The following is a 19,273-nucleotide window of genomic DNA, read 5'->3' as shown; positions in this document are numbered from 1 at the left end:
CGCACCTGTCGCACAGCTGCATCGCGTTCAAGGACGTGGTCGGCACCGGCAAGACCCAGCGCGGCTTTTACGAGATCGATCTGAAAGCCGCGACCCGCTACGCCGCCGAGGACGCCGACGTCACCTATCGGCTGTGGAAGCGCTTGAAGGCCCGGCTCCCGGCGGAAGCGGCGACGCGGGTCTATGAGATGGTCGATCGGCCGCTGGTGCCGGTGATCGCGCGGATGGAGCAGCGTGGTATCAAGGTCGACCGCGACGTGCTGTCGCGGCTGTCCGCGGATTTCTCGACACGGATGGCGGACCTCGAAACCGTGATCCACGGCCTCGCCGGTGCGCCGTTCACGATCGGCAGCCCCAAGCAACTGGGCGACGTGCTGTTCGAACGGATGGGCATCAAGGGCGGGCGCAAGGGCAAGTCGGGGGTCTATTCGACCGACGTCACCGAACTCGAACGGATCGCCGCCGACAAGGAGTCGCCGGGCGCCGAGATCTCCGCGCGGGTGCTCGACTGGCGGCAACTCGCCAAGCTGAAGAACACCTATACCGACGCGCTCCAGCAGCAGATCCATCCGGTGACGGGCCGCGTCCACACCAGCTACAGCCTGACCGGCGCGCAGACCGGGCGGCTGTCGTCGACCGAGCCCAATCTCCAGAACATCCCGATCCGTACCGAGATCGGGCGCCAGATTCGCGACGCGTTCGTGGCGGAGCCGGGCAACGTCCTGCTCGCGGCGGACTATTCGCAGATCGAGCTCCGGCTCGCGGCGCATATGGCCGACGTGCCGGCGCTGAAGGATGCGTTCGCGCGCGGCGACGACATCCACAGCCTGACCGCGATGGAGTTGTTCGGCGAGGTCAACCGCGACACCCGCGGGCGTGCCAAGACGATCAACTTCGCTATCCTCTACGGCATCAGCCGCTGGGGTCTGGCGGGGCGGCTCGACGTCAGCGCGGACGAGGCGCAGGCGATGATCGATCGCTATTTCGAGCGTTTTCCGGGGATCAACCGCTACATCGCCGAGACGCTGGAGGAGGTGCGCGGCCGCGGCTTCACCACCACCTTGTTCGGGCGCAAGACGCATTTCCCGCGGATCCGATCCAAGGTCCAGCACGAGCGCCAGGGCGCCGAGCGCGCCGCGATCAACGCGCCGATCCAGGGCACCTGCGCCGACATCATCAAGCGTGCGATGGTCCGGATGGAGCCCGCGCTGGAAGCGGCCGGGCTCGGGCATGTGCGGATGCTGCTGCAGGTCCATGACGAACTGGTGTTCGAACTGCCCGAGGGCGATGTCGCGGCGGCGACGCCGGTGATCGAGGCGGTGATGGCGGGCGCCTCCGCGCCGGCGATGCCGCTGTCGGTGCCGCTCGCGGTTGAGATCGGCACCGGCGCCAGCTGGGGCGCGGCGCATTGACCGGCATCGAGCGCTCGTTCGCGGTTGCTTCCACCCCGGCGAAGGCCGGGGCCCAGGTTGGAAGTTCGAAGTAATGATGCGGGGCGCTCAGTTGCGATCGTCTCCGAACTGGGCCCCGGCCTTCGCCGGGGTGGTGTTGGGATTTATGACCCAGCACTCGCATGATCGGCGCGCCCATGACGGCTGACGCGGCGGGCTCTTCGCAGGATATCGATACGCTCGCCAAGGGTGGGCGAACCAACATCGCTGGTTTCGTGCTGCGGTTGCTCGCGCGGATCCCGTTCCTGTTCATCGCGGGGCGGCTCTACGGGCCGGATCTCGTCGGGCGGTTCGCGCTCGCGGTGCTGGTCGTGGAGATCGCGGCGCTGCTCGCGACGCTGGGGCTGAAGCGAGGCCTCGCCCAGGCGCTGGCGTCGGCGGAGCGGCCGCATGCCTGCGTGGTCTGGGATGCACTCGCGGTGGCGTTCATCGCGTCGATCGCGGCGAGCGCGGTGCTCTGCACCTTTCCGCAGATTATGTATCCGAACAGCGCGATCATCGGTCTCGACCGCTGGCTGCCGTGCATCATCGTCGCGATCGCCTGGTCCGACGTCAGCCTCGCCGCGCTCGCCTATCGGCTGAACGTGAAGGCGGCGGTGACCGCGCGCGCGGTGGTTGAGCCGTGGACGATCTCGATCGCCGCCTGGGCGTTCTCCTTCTTCACCACCAAGGACGGGCTGGTGCTCGCCTATGTCGCGTCGATGACCGCGGCGCTGATCGCCAGCATCGTGCCGTTCCTGCGCAGCTATGGCCTGCCGCATGGCTGGTCGCCGCACGTCCGCCCGCTGGTCGCGCTGGCGCGGTCGAACATGCCGCTGGCGGGCGCCGACGCGCTCGAATGGGGCAGCCGCAACGTCGACCGCTTCATCCTGGGCGTGATGTTCGAACCCAAGATCGTCGGCATCTACTATATGGCGCAGCAGGTCGCATCGCTGCCGCAGAAGCTGAAGACCAGCTTCGACCCGATCCTGGGACCGGTGATCACCCAGTCGCTCGCGATCGACGACCGTGCCGCGATCGCCAACCAGGTGCGGCAGGTCGCGTTCTGGATCATGGCGGCACAGGGCGGCCTCGCGCTGATGGGCGCGATTCCCGGCGAAGCGGTGATGGGGGTGGTCGGGCCGCAGTTCGTCGCCGGCACCGCGGCACTCGGCTTCCTGCTCGCGGCCGAGGTGCTCGCCTCGACCGGGGCGGTGTGCGAATCGGCGCTGGTATACACCGCGCGACACCGCAACCTGATCATCTCGATCGTCATGCTCGCCTTCCAGATCGCGCTGAGCTTCGCGCTGATCCTCGTCATGCGGCGGCTCGGCTGGCCGCGGACGTGGCAGGCGGCAGGGCCCGCGGTGGCGCTGATGGTCAGCGTCGGGCTGACCTCGATCTTCAAGGCGCGGCTGTTGTCCGCGATCCTGAGGGCGCCGGTGTCGCCATGGCGCTGGCCGCTGGTGTGGGCGGGGCTGGCGGCGGGGCTGGTCGGGGCGCTGTTCACCGCCTTGCCGCCAAGTCTGGAATGGGCGGAATTGCTGTTCGGCGAGCCTGCGATCGCCGCGGTCTATCTGTTCATCCTGTGGCGCTACGCCTTCGGCCCCGCCGACCGCGCGCTGTTCGGCAAGATGCCGGGCCGCGAGGAGGCGACGTTGCCGCATCTGGGGTCGCCGATCAGGTAGGGCTGGCTCAGGCCAGAGCGCATTGTCCTTCTTGTGCTCCTGCGAAGGCGGGAGCCCAGGGGCCCAGCAATACCACTGGCCATTGCTCTGCTTGACCCTGGGTTCCCGCGTTCGCGGGAAAACGAGAAAGGTGATCGACCCGCTTCCCGGAAGCCCCGACCCGACGCCTCATCAATGCCGGAAGTGGCGCATGCCGGTAAAGATCATCGCCAGCCCCGCGTCGTCGGCGGCGGCGATCACGTCGGCGTCGCGGATCGATCCGCCCGGCTGGATCACCGCGGTCGCGCCAGCCTCGACCGCGGCGAGCAAGCCGTCCGCGAACGGGAAGAACGCATCCGAGGCGACCGCCGAGCCGATCGTGCGCGGCTCGGGCCAGCCGCCCTTGTCGGCGGCGTCCTTCGCCTTCCAGGCGGCAATGCGCGCGGATTCAAGCCGGTTCATCTGCCCCGCGCCGACGCCGGCGGTGGCGCCGTCCTTGGCATAGACGATCGCGTTCGACTTGACGTGCTTGGCGACGGTCCAGGCGAAGCGGCAGTCCGCCAGCTCGCGATCGGTCGGCGCGCGTTTGGTCACGACCTTGATCATCGATTCGTCGAGCATCCCCGCGTCGCGCGACTGGAGCAGCGTGCCACCGGCGGCGGTCTTGACCGTCATGCCCGCACGCGCCGGATCCGGCAGGTCGCCGACCAGCAGCAGCCGCAGGTTCTTCTTGGCGGCGAATACTGCGCGTGCGGCCTCGTCCGCGGCGGGAGCGGCGACGACTTCGGTGAAGATGCCGGTCATCGCCTCCGCGGTAGGGCCGTCGAGCGGGCGGTTGACCGCGATGATCCCGCCGAACGCCGAGACGCTGTCGCAGGCGAGCGCCTTCTCATACGCCTCGACCAGCGTCGCGCCGGTCGCCACGCCGCAGGGGTTGGCGTGCTTGACGATGACCACGGTCGGTGGCCCGTCGCGGAACTCGGCGACCAGCTCCAATGCGGCGTCGGCATCGGCAATGTTGTTGTAGCTGAGCGCCTTGCCCTGAACCTGTTCGGCCGCGGCGATGCTGCCGGGGGCGGCGCGTTCGGGAATGTAGAGCGCGGCCTGCTGGTGCGGGTTCTCGCCGTAACGCAGCGGCTGGCCGAGCCGATAGGACAGCGTCAGCCGATCGGGGAAGGTCTCGCCCTGGTCGACGGCGGCGAACCAGGCGGCGATCGCGCTGTCATAGGCGGCGGTCGCGGCATAGGCCTTGGCGGCTAGGCGCTTGCGATCGGCGAGCGTCGTGCTGCCGCCCGCGACCAGCGCATAGTCCGCGGGATCGGTGACGATCGCGACATCCGCATGGTTCTTGGCGGCGGAGCGGACCATCGACGGGCCGCCGATGTCGATATTCTCGATGATCGTGTCGCGGTCGGCGCCTTTGGCGACGGTCGCCTCGAACGGGTAGAGATTGACCACCACGAGGTCAATCGCGGCGATCGCGTGCTCGCGCATCGATGCGACATGGCCGGGGTCGTCGCGTACCGCGAGCAGCCCGCCATGGACCATCGGGTGGAGCGTTTTGACGCGCCCGTCCATCATCTCGGGAAAGCCGGTGAGATCGGACACGTCGCGGACCGTGAGGCCCGCATCGCGCAGCGCGGTGGCGGTGCCGCCGGTCGAGACGAGCTCGACCCCCGCCGCCGCCAGCGAGCGGGCGAGATCGACGATCCCGGTCTTGTCGGAGACGGAGAGCAGCGCGCGGGTGATCGGGATCGTGGTCATCATCTCGGCTTTCGACAGAATTTATCGTGGAGCGCTACAGCGCGCGTTTCCCTCATCGCGCTATAGCGCGCGTTTCATGGCCCAGCTGACACTGGCGCCGCCCGCCTGGGCTTCGCCGCTGATCACCAGCTGCTGGATCGGGACGGGACGATTGTCGCCGTCGATCCATAGCGAATCCTCGATCCCCAGCATGCCGCCGCGGCAGCGGAACTGCCAGAGCGGACCGCCGGGCAGGCGCAGGATCGCGGCCATGCCGTCGGCGGTCGGCGACGCCTGGACGCCGACGCCGAGATGGAACCGGACCGCGAACTTGTTGGCGCCGGCACGACCCTTGCGCCCCTGCGGCAACAGCGCGTCCTCGCCGCGCAGCTCGCGTCCGTCGCCGGTGAGGAGCAGTTGGCGGCGGTGGATGAAGCCGAAGCGGCGGACATATCCGTCGTGCGTCGCCTCGATCCGGCTGGCGGCTTCGCTTTCCTGGCGGCTGAGCTCGACCGACGAGACCCCGCGACCGAGCGTGCCGTCGGCATGGATCGCGGTCGAGTTGCTGTCCGCGACCGTCAGCGTCGAATGCGCCGCGGTGGTCCGGAGCCCGGCCGCGAAGGAGGCGGGCAGCCGCGCGGTGGCGGCACGGGCACCGCCGCAATTGACGATCAACCGCGATGCGCCGTCGGAGAATTCGAACGCCAGCGTCGAGGCGCAACCGCCCTCGACCACGCGCGCGACCGGCGGCGGGGCGGCGTCGACGATCAGGATCGTGGTGCCCGCGGCGAGGCGCTGATAGCCCCAATCGCGCGCCTGGCGCAGCGGGCGGGTGCGCACGCCGCTGGCCTCGATCACCGCGGCGACCTGTTCGGCGGTGGCCGGGCCACCGCCTTGCCAGCTCGCCAGCGCGCGGTCGCCATGCGCGACCCCGAGCAGCGCCGCGACCATGCGTTCGAGCGCGGCCTGCACCGCATCGGGCAGCGCGAGCCGGCGCGCGGCATAGGTCTCGCGCAGCATCGCGACCAGCATCACCGAATCGAGCAGCATCGCCGGGCTGCGCGACACCGACCCGCCATCGTCGAACAGGCCGGTGCCGAGCGCGCGGATCAGCCCGGCCTCGCCGAAGCTGCGCCGCGGGTCGCCCCCCGGAATCAGCAGACCCGCCGCGATGACGCCGCACCACGCGGCGATCCGCGGCGCGCCGGGTGCTGCCTTGTCAGCGCCGCGATCCAGGTGACGCGCGCCGCGCGCCAGCGCGTTCAGTACGCTCGATCGATAGACCAGATCGCCCGACGACAGGATCAGCGGAGCGTGTGCGGTCCAGAACAGAATGCGCCGGCCCCATAGATCGGGGCGCCAGGCGTGCGCATCGACCTTGTCGGCATAGGCGGCGAGCCATTTCGCCATCAGTGCTTCGGCGATCGGTGCGCCCTGAGCGCGAGTCGCGACGGTCGACAGGTCGCGCAGCCAGGCGAAGCTGTGGAGGTGATCCGCGAACGGCATGCCCCAGTCGCGCTCGGCATAGTCGAGCCGGTCGATCGCGCGGCTTTCGCCCCGGAACGACACAATGCCCGCCAACAGCGCCCGGCCGCGGCGCACGTCGCCCGGCACCGGATCGTCGGGCACCGCGATCAGCTTCAGCGGATAGCGCCCTTTCAGCCGGATGCCGTGGAGCGGGGTGCGCCAGGTGAGCCGCTGAAAGCGGTCGGCCAGCCGTTCGGCGAGCGACAATCCCTTGTCGCCGCCCAGCGTGATCAGCCGCTTGCCCTCCTCGATCCCGTCGGTCGCGGGGTCGGGCTTAACCGCGCTCAACCGCCTCTCAGCGCGGCGATGTTGGCGGCATAGGCGTCGCGTCCGCCGCGGAACACCGCGGTCCCCGCGACCAGCGCGTCGGCGCCCGCGTCGATACAGCGCCGCGCGTTCGCAGGATCGACGCCGCCGTCGACCTCCAGATCGATCGCGCGGCCGCTGGCGTCGATCATCTTGCGGATCGCCGCGATCTTCTTCAGCTGGCTGTCGATGAAGCTTTGCCCGCCGAAGCCGGGATTGACGCTCATCACCAGGATCAGGTCCACCATGTCGACGAGATAGTCGAGCATCTTGGCGGGGGTGCCGGGACAGATCACCACACCGGCGCGCTTGCCGAGTCCGGTAATGTGCTGGAGCGAGCGGTGGATGTGCGGCCCTGCCTCGACATGGACGGTGATCGTGTCCGCGCCAGCTTCCGCGAAGGCGTCCAGATAGGCGTCGACCGGGGAAATCATCAGGTGGACGTCGAAGGGCTTGGTCGTGTGCGGGCGCAACGCCTTCACCACCGCCGGGCCGATCGTGATGTTGGGCACGAAATGCCCGTCCATGACGTCGATGTGGATCCAGTCCGCCCCCGCCGCGTCGATCGCGCGGACTTCCTCGCCGAGCATGGCGAAGTCGGCGGACAGGATCGATGGCGCGATGCGAACGGGCTGCATGGTCGCCGCTCTATCGGCGGATGCGCGCGGGTGGAACCAGTTTCCGTGTGCTTCAGGTTCGCGTGAGGCGCACGATGAAGAAGCCGTCGCACCCGCCCTGCTCCGCGATCATCCCCGGCAGCGTTCGCACCCACCCCTGTTCGGCGACGGGCACGCCGGCGGGGAGCAGCGCAGGGTCGGGCGGCGCGATCGCGTAATCGGGACGTGCGGCGAGCAGGGCCTCGACCTGGCGCTCGCCCTCGGCGGGCTCGAGCGAGCAGGAGGCGTAGACCAATGTGCCCCCGGGCTTCACCCAATCCGCGGCGCGCGCGAGCAGTTCGGCCTGAAGCACCGCCATCTCGGCGACGATCGAGGGGCGGACGCGGTGGAGCACGTCGGGGTGGCGGCGGAAGATGCCGGTGGCGCTGCACGGTGCGTCGAGCAGGATCGCGTCGGCGGGCTCGGCCGGCGCCCAGCGGCGCACGTCGGCGATCACCACCTCCGCCTTCTGGCGCGCGCGGTAGAGGTTCTCGCGCAGGCGCTTGATCCGCTGCGGCGAGGCGTCGACCGCGCCGACCCGCCAGCCAGCGGCGGCGAGCTGGAGCGTCTTGCCCCCGGGCGCGGCGCAGAGATCGAGCACCTGCCTGCCCTCGCCCGCGCCGAGCAATCGTGCGGGGATGGAGGCGGCGACGTCCTGCACCCACCATGCGCCCTCGGCGAAGCCCGGCATGTCGGGCACCGGCCCGTGTTCGGCGACGCGCAGATGGCCGGGGGCGAGGCTGACGCCGCCGAGCGTCTCGCCCCACTGGTCGGTCCCGGCGGGATCGGCGAGCGTGATGTCGAGCAACGGCGGCGCCGCGATCGCACGCGCGGCGGCATCGACCACGGCTTCGCCCCAGGCCGCATCCCACCGCAACTCGACGGGGGCGGGCAGGGCAGGCAGCTCCGGCAGCAGCACGCCGCTGCGCATGATCGTGCCGAACACGCCGTGGACCAGCTTGCGCGGACCACCGTCGACGAGCGGCAAGACCGTCGAGATCGCGGCGTGCGGCGGGGTTCCGAGCACCAAAGTCTGCACCAGCGCGATGCGCAGCGCGGTGCGCGCCTTGGCGTCGTCGGGCAGCGCGCGATCGGTGACCGAATCGATTAGCGCGTCGAGATCGGGCAGGCGGCGCAGCACCTCCGCCGCGATCGCATGCGCCAGCCCGCGATCGGGGCCGTGGATCCCGCGAGTGGCGGCGGTCAGTGCCTGTTCGAGCGGCTCGCCACGGCGCAACACCGCATCGAGCAGGCGCATCGCGGCGCGGCGCGATCCGGTGCCGAGTGGTTCGGGAGGCTTGGCCATCAGGCGGTAAGGGTCGTCATCGCGCGCGATGTGGCGTGCGCGCGACGCAAGCGCAATCATTGTCGCGGGTGCGCGCCTTTGCATCGCCGCCCACACGCCTTACATTGGCATCATGGGACAGCGTCCAGATCATGTGAAACCGCCGGCGTATCTGAGCAAGAACACGCCGGTGCCGACCCCCGAAGACAAGCCGCGCCCCGCGGTCGATCCGCTCGGCCGCGATCCGGTGCGGTACGGCGACTGGGAGCTGAAGGGCATCGCGATCGATTTCTGAGGTGGGTGGGGGTTGTCCGCGCCTTCTTTCTCCCAAACTTCGCGCCACCCCGGCGAAGGCCGGGGCCCAGTCGGGAATAGAAGGTAACGGAGCGCAGCGCGTAATCACAGGAGCCTGTCTACCTGGGCCCCGGCCTACGCCGGGGTGGTAGATATAGAGTGGGGGGTAGATGGGTCAGGCGACGACCCGACCTACACACCCTCTTCCCGCAGCGGTCTTGCCAGCAGCTCTTCGATCACCGCACCGGCGCCAACACCGGACAGCAGCCGGCACACCGCGGCCGTCACCGGCATGTCCACGCCCGCCTCACGCGCAGCCTCGGCCAGCACCGGGGCGGTGAACGCGCCCTCGGCCACCGTCCGGCGGTCGGCGAGCAAATCCGCCGCGCTGCCGCCGCGCCCCAGGCCCATGCCGAGCGAGAAATTGCGCGAGCTGGTCGACGAGCAGGTCAGCACCAGATCGCCTAGGCCCGACAGCCCGGCCAGCGTCTCCACCCGCGCGCCGCGCGCCAGGCCGAAGCGGGTCATCTCCGCGAAGCCGCGCGCGATCAGCGCGGCGCGGGCATTCTGGCCCAGTCCGGCGCCCTCGACCACGCCGCACGCGATCGCGAGGACGTTCTTCACCGCGCCGCCGATCTCCGCACCGATCACGTCGCCGCTCGCATAGGGGCGGAAATGCGGTGCGGCGAGCCGGTCCGACAGTTGCCGGCGCAGCTCGGGGTCGGTAGCCGCCAATGTCACCGCGGTCGGCAGTCCCGCGGCGACCTCATAGGCGAAGGTCGGTCCGGACAGCACCGCGACGGGTGCTTGCGGGTGCACCTGGCGCGCGACTTCGCCGACCAGCAGCCGGGTGCCCGCTTCGATCCCCTTGGCGCAGAGTACCAGCGGCGTCGTCCCGACCGGCGTCGCGGCAAGCACCGCGCGGACGTGCTGCGCCGGGGCGACCACCAGGATCGCGTCGCAGCCCGCCAGATCGTCGAGCGATCCGGTCGCGGCGATCGTCGGCGATAGCGCGACTCCGGCGAGGAAGCTGCGATTCTCGTGATGCGCGTTGATGTCGGCGACCACCTCGGGCTCGCGCGCCCACAAGGTCACCGCACGGCCGCCATGTGCCGCGACCTGCGCCAGCGCGGTGCCCCAGGCGCCGCCGCCGATCACCCCGATCCTCATGCCTTCACCCCCGCGCCGCGCACCGCCTCGGCCGACGGATCGAGCGGCCAGCGCGCGCGCGCCGGCACGTCGAGCGGGTCGGTCATGCCCGCGGCGAAGCGTTCGGCGCCTGCCCAGGCGATCATCGCGGCATTGTCGGTGCACAGCCACAGCGGCGGTGCGACGAAGCGTAGGCCGTGAGCCTCGGCCAGCGCCTGCATCGACGCGCGCACCGCGCCATTGGCGGCGACCCCGCCCGCGACCACCAAAGCGGTCGCCCTTACTGTGGCGAGCGCGCGCTTGGTGCGATCGAGCAGGCAATCGACGACAGCGGCCTGGAACGACGCGGCGATGTCCTCCGGCGCATGCTGCCCGGCGGCACGCGACACTGCGCTCTTCAGCCCCGCGAACGAGAAATGCGGTTCTGGCGACCCCTTCAGCGGGCGCGGCAGCGGCACCTTGCGCGGATCGCCGAGCGCGGCGGTGCGCTCGACCGCAGGCCCGCCCGGGAAACCCAGGCCGAGCAGCTTGGCGGTCTTGTCGAACGCCTCGCCGACCGCGTCGTCGATCGTCGTCGCCAGCCGGCGATAGCGCGCGACGCCCTCGACCAGCAGCAACTGGCAATGCCCGCCAGATACCAGCAAGAGCAGGTACGGGAAGTCGAGATCGGGATCGGACAGCCGCGGGCTGAGCGCATGCCCCTCGAGATGGTTGACCGCGATTAGCGGCTTGTTGGCGGCATGCGCCAGCGCCTTCCCGGTGACCAGCCCGACCATCACGCCGCCGATCAGCCCCGGCCCCGCGGTGGCGGCGACCGCATCGACCTGCGCCAGCGTCAGCCCGGCGTCCGCCAGCGCCGCCTCGATCAGCGGCTCCAGCGCCTCGACATGCGCGCGTGCGGCGATTTCCGGTACGACGCCGCCGAACGGCGCATGCGCGGCTTCCTGCCCGGCGAGGCGATGCGCGAGGACGCGGCGGTCGAGCGTGACGAGCGCGGCGGCGGTCTCGTCGCAGGAGGATTCGAGGCCGAGGACGATCATCGCGTTCATCTAGCGGCTCGGGTTCGGCTTGTCGAAGGTGCCGCTTGTCGAATTGGGGCTCATTGGGCATGGCCGCGCGATGATCCGGTTCAGGCTCGGCACGCGCGGTTCGCCGCTGGCGCTCGTTCAGGCGGCGATGGTGCGCGACGCGCTGTGCGCCGCGCATGGCTGGCGCGCCGAAGAGATCGAGACGGTGGTGATCCGCACCACCGGCGACCGCGTCCAGGATCGTGCGCTGGCAGAGATCGGCGGCAAGGCGCTGTGGACCAAGGAACTCGACCGGGCGTTGCTTGCCGGCGAGATCGACGGCTGCGTGCATTCGATGAAGGACGTCGAGACGGTGCGCCCCTCGGAAATCGCGATCGCGGCGATGCTGCCGCGCGCCGACGTGCGCGACCGGCTGATCGGCGCCGACTCGGTCGCTGGGCTGCGCCACGGCGCGGTGATCGGGACGAGTTCGCCGCGGCGACGGGCGCAGTTGCTGCGCGAGCGCCCCGATCTGTCGGTCATCACCTTCCGCGGCAATGTCGATACCCGGCTCGCCAAGCTCGCCGCGGGCGATGTCGATGCGACGCTGCTCGCCGCGGCGGGGCTCGATCGGCTCGGGCGCGATGCGGTCGGGGTGGCGATCCCAACCGACGCGATGCTGCCGGCGCCGGCGCAGGGCGCGGTCGGGATCGAGGTGCGGATGGCGGACGAGGGCGCGGCGGTGCTGGTCGCAGCGATCGACGACCGCGCGACCAGCTTGTGCGTCAACACCGAACGCGCGCTGCTCGCGGCGTTGAAGGCCGACTGCCACTCGCCGGTCGCGGCGCTGGCGGCGCTGGCGGGCGAGACGCTGTCGTTGCGCGCCGAATTGATCGCGGAGGATGGGTCCGCCTTCGTCACCGGCTCGATCGAGGGGGCGGCGGGCGACCAGCTCGGTCCGGCGCTTGCCCTGGACCTGCTCGATCGCGCGCCCGACTCGGTGCGGATGCTGTTCGCGGCGTGAGGATGATCGTCGTCCGGCCCGCGCCGGGCGACGCGCGGACACTGGCGCGGCTCGCTGCAAAGAGCATCGCCGCGGAATCGATCCCGCTGTTCGCGGTTCGGCCGGTCGCCTGGATACCGCCCGACCCGCGCGACTTCGACGCGGTGCTGCTGACCAGCGCCAACGCACTGCGGCACGGCGGCAGCGGGCTCGACGTCCTGCGGCACCTGCCGGTGGTGGCGGTCGGCCAGGCGACCGCGACGGCAGCGCGGGCTGCTGGGTTCGCGGTCGCGCTGACCGGGGACGGCGATGTCGCGCGGGTCAGTGCAGAGGCCGAGGCTTGCGGCCTCGGGCGATTGCTCCACCTCGCAGGTCGCGACCGGATGGCGGCGGGGACTGCGGCGATCACCGTTTATGCGAGCGACGCGCTGCCGATCCCGCCCGGCGTCGCTGCACGGTTCGCAGGCGCGACCGTCCTGCTGCATTCCGCGCGTGCCGCGGCCGCGGTCGCTGCGCTCGTCGACCGTGACGGGGTCGATCGAGGCTCAGTGCGACTGGCCGCCTTCAGCCCGGCGGTTGCGGCGGCGGCCGGGGCTGGCTGGCGTTCCGTCGCAATCGCGGCCCGCCCGGCCGATTCGGCGCTGATCGAGGCTGCGATTGACCAGCGACCACCGCGCGCGGATAAGTGACGATATGACCGACTTTGCGCCGATCGATCCGCTGCGTACGCGCGAACCCCGTAGCGGTTCGCGTGGCGGTCCACGGACCGGCCTGATCATGGTGCTGGTCGTGCTCGCCTTCGCGGCCGGTCTCGTGCTCGCGGGCTATGCGCTACGCCAGCTGCCGTGGTTCGCGTCGCCCGGTGCGCAGCCTGCACCGGTAAACCCCACTGCGGCGCGCCCGGCGGGTGGCGCGGGAGGCGAATATCTGCCGGCCAACCCGCTCGACGCGAACGGCAATCCGGCAGCGGGGGTCGATGTCGCGACCCTCGCGACCCGCGAGGCGGCGTTGGCGGGGCAACTCACCGCGCTGGAGACGCGCACGGCGACGATCCAGACCGAGGCGGTCGGCGCGGCGAGCCAGGCGACGCGGGCGGAAGGGCTGCTGGTCGCCTTCGCGGCGCGACGTGCGCTCGATCGCGGGCTCGGGCTCGGCTATCTCGAGGAGCAGCTCCGCGCGCGCTTCGGCACCGCGCAGCCCGCCGCGGTGGCGACGATCATCGAAGCGTCGCGCCAGCCGCTGACGCTCGAAGCACTCCGCCAGGGGCTCGATGCGGTCGCGCCCAACATCGCGACGGTCAGCGACGACAGCTGGTGGCGTGCGCTGCAACGCGAAATCGGCACATTGGTGGTGCTGCGCAAGGCGGGCACACCGTCTCCCCTCCCCGCCGACCGACTCGCCCGCGCCAAGCGGCTGCTCGACGGCGGGCAGGTCGAGGCCGCGCGCGCCGAAGTCGCACGTCTGCCGGGGGCGGGCGACGCCGGCAACTGGACCGCGGCGGCGGACCGGTACATCGCCGCGCGCGACGCGCTGGACCTGGTAGAAAGCGCGGCGATCCTCGGCCAGGGCACGCAGCCTACGGCGCCGCCGGTGACGACCCGGCCCTAGCCACCGCTAGCGGCCGACGCGGTTGATCAGTGCCATCGCGCCATGCGGCGCGCGGACCTTGGCGCCGCTGATGAAGAAGACGAAGGTGTCGCGGGGCGTCTTCGCCGGTGGCGCGGCGTCGACATAGGGCAAGCCTTCGGGCACGCCGCCCTGGCTCCACAGGCGGGCGGCATCGCTCCAGCGGTCGAGCGCGGTGGCATCGTAGCCGGTAGCATGTTCCTCGATCCCGGCCTCGAGGCGAGCATAGACGAAGTCGCCGGTCACATCGGCGATCGCGGGGTAGTCGGTCGAGTCGGCGAACACGATCGCGACGCCCGCCGCGCGTGCCATCGCGATGAACTCGGGCACCGCGAAGCTGTCGTGGCGGACGTGGATGGCGTGCCGCAATGCGACGCCGGCGTGCTTGGCGGGGAGTAGCGCCAGGAACGCGCGCATGTCGTCGGGGTCGAACTTCTTGGTGCCCGCGAACTGCCACAGGATCGGACCGAGCTTGTCACCGAGTTCGACGATGCCCTGCCCGACGAAGCGTTCGATCGATTCGCCCGCCTCGGCCAGCACCTTGCGGGTGGTGCAATACCGCGACGCCTTCAGCGCGAAGACGAAATCGTCGGGCACCGTCGCTGCCCAGCCGGCGAAGGTCGCGGGCTTGAAGCCGCTGTAGAAGGTGCCGTTGACCTCGATCGCGGTGAGCTTCGACGCGGCATATTCGAGCTCGCGCTTCTGCGGCCATTTGGGTGGATAGAAATCGTCACGCCATGGCGCGTAGCTCCACCCGCCGATACCGACCCGGATCGTCCCTGCCTTCGCCATGCATCGTCCCCACCGTTGAGGCGCGATCTTAGCGAGGATCGCACCCCGGCGCGATTGCCCGCATCCATCGGTCGGCGCTAGAGCGCGTGAATGTTGCGTGTCACCGAACTGGCTCTCCCTCTCCACCATGCCGACGAGGCGCTGCCGGCCGCGATCTGCAAGCGGCTGCGGATCACCCCGCGCGAGCTGATCCGGTTCGCGGTGGCGCGGCGGGCGCACGACGCACGCGACAAGACCGACATCATGCTGGTATATTCGGTCGACGTGACGCTGAAGAACGAGGCCGCGATCCTCGCCCGGTTCCGCAAGGACCGGCATGTCCAGCCGACCCCAGACACCCGCTACAAGTTCGTCGTGCAGGTGCCGCTGGGCGGCGGCGGGTCGCGCCCCGTCGTGATCGGCACCGGGCCGTGCGGCCTGTTCGCGGGGCTGATCCTCGCGCAGATGGGGTTGCGGCCGATCATCCTCGACCGCGGCAAGATGGTCCGTGAGCGCACCAAGGACACCTGGGGGCTGTGGCGCCGCGGGGTGCTGAACCCCGAATCGAACGTCCAGTTCGGGGAGGGCGGCGCCGGGACCTTCTCCGACGGCAAGCTCTACAGCCGGATCAAGGATGCCCGGCATCTCGATCGCAAGGTGCTGACCGAATTCGTGAAGGCGGGGGCGCCGGCCGAGATCCTCACCGAAGCGCACCCGCATATCGGCACGTTCCGGCTGGTGACGATGGTCGAGAGCATGCGCGAGAGCGTCGAGGCGCTCGGCGGCGAATATCGCTTCGGGCAGCGGGTCGAGGGGCTCGATATCGTCACGGAGGCGGGCGGCACGCGGCGGATGCGCGGGCTGCACCTGCATAACGGCGAGTATCTGGCAGCGGATCATGTCGTGCTCGCGGTCGGGCACAGCGCGCGCGACACGTTCGGGATGCTGCTCGACGCCGGGGTGCATGTCGAGGCCAAGCCGTTCTCGATCGGGGTGCGGATCGAACACCCGCAATCGTGGATCGACAAGGCGCGATTCGGCGCGAGCGCGGGGCATCCGGTGCTCGGCGCGGCGGATTACAGCCTGTCGCATCATTGTTCGAACGGGCGGACGGTCTACAGCTTCTGCATGTGTCCGGGCGGCACCGTCGTCGCGGCGACATCGGAGGCCGGGCGGGTCGCGACCAACGGCATGAGCCAATATTCGCGCAACGAGCGCAATGCCAATTCCGGGCTGGTGGTCGCGATCGATCCCGCGCGCGACTATCCGGGCGGTGCGCTGGCGGGGATCGACTTCCAGCGGCATTGGGAATCGCGCGCCTATGTCGCGGGCGGATCGACCTATGCGGCACCCGCGCAGAAGCTCGGCGATTTCCTGCGCGGGCGCGCGTCGACCGCGCTGGGCGAGGTGATCCCGTCCTATCGCCCCGGGGTGCACCTCACCGACCTCGCCGAGTGCCTGCCCGAGTTCGCGGTGACCGCGATGCGCGAGGCGCTGCCGGTGTTCGGGCGGCAGATCCCGGGCTACGATCATCCCGACGTGACGCTGACCGGGGTCGAGACGCGGACCTCCTCGCCGGTGCGGTTCACGAGGGGCGGCGACTTCCAGAGCCTCAACACCGTCGGGCTATTCCCGGCGGGCGAGGGGGCCGGCTATGCGGGCGGGATCCTGTCCGCCGCGGTGGACGGGATCAAGGTCGCCGAGGCGGTCGCGACGAGCATGACGGGCGCGGCAAGCGTCGCGGCGTAGCCTTCGCTGAAGGGTTTGCTCAACCGCTCAAACTTCAACCGCCACCCCGGCGCAGGCCGGGGCCCAGTAGGGAATAGAAGGTAACGCAGCGCCGCCCTACGTCACCAAAGCCTGTCTACCTGGGCCCCGGCCTCCGCCGGGGTGGTAGAAGGAGTGCTACCGGAAGTCCGTTTCCCCGCGCAGGCGGGGATCCAGGGTCGAGCAAGACCACAGCCGTAACTCTGCTTGGTCGTGGGCTCCCGCCTGCGCGGGAGCACAAGCGAGATGCGGGTGTGAGCGTAGGGAACCGATCCTACCTCGACCCACCCGCCATTACCTTCCCCCGGTGCATCACGAACTCCACATGCTCCAGTCGCGTAATGTCCTCCAGCGGGGAGGCGGCGACCGCGATGATGTCGGCGGTCTTGCCCGGCGCCAGGGTGCCGATGTCGTCGCGGCCGAGCAGGTCGGCGGCACCGACCGTCGCGGCCGCGATCGCCTGGGCGGGGGTGAGGCCGTTCTTCACCAGCAGCGCGAACTCGGTGGCGTTGTCGCCGTGCTTCGACACGCCGGTGTCGGTGCCGAACGCGACCTTCACGCCCGCGGCATAGGCGCGGCGGTGGTTGGCGGCCATCGCCGCAGCGGCGGCCTCGGCCTTCACGATCGTCGCCGGGGGCAGGGCGCCGCCGCGCGCCTGCGCCAGCGCGGCGACGGGCGCGATCTCGGTCGGCACCAGATAGGCGCCCTTGGCCTTGAACAGCTTGATCGTGTCCGCATCGAGGAAGGTGCCGTGTTCGATCGAATCGACACCCGCCTCCAGCGCGGCCTTCGTGCCTTCCGTGGCATGGCTGTGCGCCGCGACCTTGCGGCCGAGCGTGTGCGCGGTGTCGATGATCGCGCGCATCTCCTCCGGGGTCATAGCGCGGCCGAGCCCGCCGCTGACGTTGGACAATACGCCCCCGGTCGCGGCGAACTTGATCACCCGCGCGCCGAGCGCCACCTGCGCGCGCACCGCGCGGCGGCAATCGTCCGGTCCGTCGCACAGATTGACCTCGCGCGAATGGACCATGTCCGCGAACTCCTCGGCCAGCCCGTTGCCGCCGTCGCCATGCCCGCCGGTGACCGAGATCATCTCGCCGGCGTTGGTGATGCTCGGCCCCTCGACAATGCCAGCGTCAATCGCGTCGCGCAGCGCGCGGATGCCGCGCGGGTCGCCGCCCAGATCGCGCACCGAGGTGAAGCCCGCCGCCAGCGTCGCGCGAGCATTGGCGACCGCGGTCATCTCGTCGTCGAAGCGGTCGCGGTTCAGCGCCTCCAGCCGCGCGCGCATCGGATCGCCGCCGATGCCCCAGAGGTGGACGTGCATGTCGACCAATCCCGGCAGCACGAACCGGTCGCGCAGGTCGACCAATGTCGCGCCGGCCTCGGGCGCCACGAAGCCGTCGCGCAATTCGGCGACCTTGCCGTCCCGGACGATGATCGTGGTGTTGCCGCGCGGCGCCTGGCCCGGCCGATCGAGCACGCTGCCCGCCTGGATGTAGGTCGTGGTCGGCGGGGTGGTCGGCGGGGCGGTCTGTGCCGCGGCCGGCACGGCGGCGGTGGCGAGCAGTGCCGCCAGAAGTGCCTTCAACATTGCATTCTCCCTTTGCGCCATGGTCGTCGAACGGCAGCCGCGGGGCAAGCACGCATCGTTCCCGCGAGCCTGACGATCGGCCGTGCCGCGGTCGCGCCGCGCGTGCAGGTGCCGGCGACGATCGCGCCGATGACGGTCCGCGACTGGCGGCGCTCCCCGGTGTTCGCCGATCGACCCGATCCGACGCTCGCGCCGGCGGACGGCGACAACAACAGCTGGGCATTCGTGAGGGCGGGCGCCGCGACTCTGGCGGAAGCCGGGGCAGGGTGGCGGCTCTATCGCGCCGTGCTGACGCCGCGCCGGCGGATCGCGACGGAGGGTGGCCGCCTGAACTTCGCGGGCATCGCTGGGCGGGCGCAGCTCTTCGTCGACGGCAAGCTCGTTGGGGAGAAGACGGCCGAGGCAGCCGGTCCGCTGGCAGTCGATTTTCCCAGGGGGGATGGCGAGCGAACGATCGTGCTGATGGTGTCGGGGTCGGCCGGCCAGCCTTCGGGGCTAGTCGGCGGGGTCACGATCCAGCCCAAGGGCTGATCCACCGCCGCTGCGGCAAGATGCGCGACTAAGATAGCCCAGAATCCCAGCCGATCCGAACCGCACACGTTTGCACTGCCCTATGATGCTCTTGGTCGGTCTGGTGAGCGGGCCGGGCTCGACGCTTCGTCGAGGGCGCGCCCGTGGCCGTCGGACATCGTAGCAAGGGAGAACGTCGTGAGACTGCTCGAAAGAACCACGATCCTGCCGAAGATCATCGGCCTTCTGCTGATGCTGGGGTCGGTCACGATGTTCATGGCGTGGTTCGGCTCGTCGCGGATGATGGCCGCCGACACCGCGTATAGCATCTTGGCGGATTCCAAGGCCGCCGCGGCGTTCGCTCAAGGGCGCACCCACCAGCGCATGACCGGCATGCTGTACAATGCGTACAAAACGGTGGTCTATGACGGCAACAGCGAGATCGCGCGCGCCGCGGCCAAGCAGGCCCAAGGCGATTATGAGGCCGGCGTCACCCGGCTGCGCGAAGCCGAGGTCGCCGACCCGGGCAATGTGATGACGAAGCGGCTGAGCACCGATCTCGACGCGCTTCACGAGATCACGACGCGCGCGATGGAACTGGGTTTGGCAAATCGCGACGACGAGGCTCGACGAATTTTACAGCGCGGCGACGCGCTGGATAAGCAGATTTCGCCCGTGATCCGCAATTATCTGACCGATCAGGCTGTTATCAACAAGAAAATCTCGAACGATCTTACCGCCTCCGCCGAGAGCACGCGATCGACCTCGTGGATGCTGGCGATCGGCAGCATCATCGCCGCCAGCGCCGTCGCGCTGTTCGTGGTTCGCGCCGGCATCACCGGGCCGTTGTCGCGGCTGCAGGGGCAGATGGGCGAGATCGCTTCGGGGGATTACGCCAAGGATGTCGAGGGAACGACGCGCGGTGACGAGGTCGGCGC

At 70.3% G+C, this 19,273-nt stretch carries 17 protein-coding genes; 9 read left to right on the top strand and 8 right to left on the bottom strand.

From position 1 onward, the window contains the following. A partial coding sequence (locus ACFE77_RS13425; protein ID WP_375422151.1) for a DNA polymerase occupies window positions 1-1,412 on the top strand: 1,412 nt, incomplete at its 5' end. A 176-nt stretch (window positions 1,413-1,588) separates the two neighbouring features. Further along, window positions 1,589-3,118 (top strand): lipopolysaccharide biosynthesis protein, encoded by a 1,530-nt coding sequence (locus ACFE77_RS13420; protein WP_375422150.1) that lies wholly within the window; start codon window positions 1,589-1,591, stop codon window positions 3,116-3,118. Window positions 3,119-3,289: 171 nt separating this feature from the next. On the opposite strand, the gene purH is transcribed toward ACFE77_RS13420, so the two are convergent. From purH to ACFE77_RS13400, 4 genes are read right to left on the bottom strand one after another with little or no spacing between them, the layout of a single operon-like run. Then, window positions 3,290-4,861, bottom strand: a complete 1,572-nt coding sequence (gene purH / locus ACFE77_RS13415; protein WP_375422149.1) for a bifunctional phosphoribosylaminoimidazolecarboxamide formyltransferase/IMP cyclohydrolase — start codon at window positions 4,859-4,861, stop codon at window positions 3,290-3,292. 60 nt (window positions 4,862-4,921) lie between these two features. After that, a complete protein-coding gene (locus ACFE77_RS13410) occupies window positions 4,922-6,655 on the bottom strand; it encodes a heparinase II/III family protein (protein WP_375422148.1) in 1,734 nt (577 codons plus the stop codon). Beyond that, window positions 6,652-7,311, bottom strand: coding sequence for a ribulose-phosphate 3-epimerase (gene rpe, locus ACFE77_RS13405; RefSeq protein WP_375422147.1), 660 nt, complete (start codon window positions 7,309-7,311; stop codon window positions 6,652-6,654). The genes ACFE77_RS13410 and rpe overlap by 4 nt, the downstream gene beginning before the upstream one ends. A gap of 52 nt (window positions 7,312-7,363) precedes the next feature. Then, complete coding sequence (locus tag ACFE77_RS13400; protein WP_375422146.1) at window positions 7,364-8,635, bottom strand: RsmB/NOP family class I SAM-dependent RNA methyltransferase; 1,272 nt, start codon at window positions 8,633-8,635, stop codon at window positions 7,364-7,366. A gap of 112 nt (window positions 8,636-8,747) precedes the next feature. On the opposite strand from ACFE77_RS13400, the gene ACFE77_RS13395 reads away from it, so the two are divergent. Then, window positions 8,748-8,909 carry a DUF1674 domain-containing protein gene (locus ACFE77_RS13395; RefSeq protein WP_375422145.1) on the top strand — a complete coding sequence of 54 codons (162 nt, stop codon included), beginning with the start codon at window positions 8,748-8,750 and terminating at the stop codon, window positions 8,907-8,909. 191 nt (window positions 8,910-9,100) lie between these two features. Here the strand turns inward: ACFE77_RS13395 and ACFE77_RS13390 are convergent, their stop codons facing one another. After that, complete coding sequence (locus ACFE77_RS13390; protein WP_375422144.1) at window positions 9,101-10,078, bottom strand: NAD(P)H-dependent glycerol-3-phosphate dehydrogenase; 978 nt, start codon at window positions 10,076-10,078, stop codon at window positions 9,101-9,103. After that, window positions 10,075-11,097, bottom strand: coding sequence for a tRNA (adenosine(37)-N6)-threonylcarbamoyltransferase complex transferase subunit TsaD (tsaD, locus tag ACFE77_RS13385; protein ID WP_375422153.1), 1,023 nt, complete (start codon window positions 11,095-11,097; stop codon window positions 10,075-10,077). Before tsaD ends, ACFE77_RS13390 begins: the two co-directional genes overlap by 4 nt. Window positions 11,098-11,176: 79 nt before the next feature. On the opposite strand from tsaD, the gene hemC reads away from it, so the two are divergent. The 3 genes from hemC to ACFE77_RS13370 are packed head-to-tail and all read left to right on the top strand — an operon-like array spanning window position 11,177 to window position 13,675. Then, window positions 11,177-12,088, top strand: coding sequence for a hydroxymethylbilane synthase (hemC, locus tag ACFE77_RS13380; protein WP_375422143.1), 912 nt, complete (start codon window positions 11,177-11,179; stop codon window positions 12,086-12,088). A gap of 2 nt (window positions 12,089-12,090) precedes the next feature. Next, window positions 12,091-12,756: a uroporphyrinogen-III synthase gene (locus tag ACFE77_RS13375; protein ID WP_375422152.1), complete on the top strand. Its 666-nt coding sequence runs from the start codon at window positions 12,091-12,093 to the stop codon at window positions 12,754-12,756. Between the two features lie 4 nt (window positions 12,757-12,760). Next, window positions 12,761-13,675 carry a hypothetical protein gene (locus tag ACFE77_RS13370; RefSeq protein WP_375422142.1) on the top strand — a complete coding sequence of 305 codons (915 nt, stop codon included), beginning with the start codon at window positions 12,761-12,763 and terminating at the stop codon, window positions 13,673-13,675. 6 nt (window positions 13,676-13,681) lie between these two features. On the opposite strand, the gene ACFE77_RS13365 is transcribed toward ACFE77_RS13370, so the two are convergent. Continuing rightward, window positions 13,682-14,485, bottom strand: a complete 804-nt coding sequence (locus ACFE77_RS13365; protein WP_375422141.1) for a DUF72 domain-containing protein — start codon at window positions 14,483-14,485, stop codon at window positions 13,682-13,684. A gap of 90 nt (window positions 14,486-14,575) precedes the next feature. On the opposite strand from ACFE77_RS13365, the gene ACFE77_RS13360 reads away from it, so the two are divergent. Next, the gene (locus ACFE77_RS13360; RefSeq protein ID WP_375422140.1) at window positions 14,576-16,213 is read left to right on the top strand and encodes an NAD(P)/FAD-dependent oxidoreductase; all 1,638 of its coding nucleotides are present in this window, start codon (window positions 14,576-14,578) and stop codon (window positions 16,211-16,213) included. A 292-nt stretch (window positions 16,214-16,505) separates the two neighbouring features. Here ACFE77_RS13360 and ACFE77_RS13355 read toward each other — a convergent pair whose 3' ends face one another. Next, window positions 16,506-17,825, bottom strand: a complete 1,320-nt coding sequence (locus ACFE77_RS13355) for an amidohydrolase family protein (RefSeq protein WP_375422139.1) — start codon at window positions 17,823-17,825, stop codon at window positions 16,506-16,508. Between the two features lie 12 nt (window positions 17,826-17,837). Here ACFE77_RS13355 and ACFE77_RS13350 point away from each other — a divergent pair, with 12 nt between their 5' ends. Then, window positions 17,838-18,356: a hypothetical protein gene (locus ACFE77_RS13350; RefSeq protein WP_375422138.1), complete on the top strand. Its 519-nt coding sequence runs from the start codon at window positions 17,838-17,840 to the stop codon at window positions 18,354-18,356. Between the two features lie 177 nt (window positions 18,357-18,533). Further along, window positions 18,534-19,273 (top strand): HAMP domain-containing protein (locus ACFE77_RS13345; RefSeq protein ID WP_375422137.1); only part of this gene is annotated, 740 nt, incomplete at its 3' end.

This window comes from uncultured Sphingomonas sp. (assembly GCF_964243315.1).
Taxonomy (GTDB): Bacteria; Pseudomonadota; Alphaproteobacteria; order Sphingomonadales; family Sphingomonadaceae; genus Sphingomonas.
Note: the sequence above shows the minus strand (reverse complement) of the source record. Positions and strands in the feature narration are given on the sequence as shown.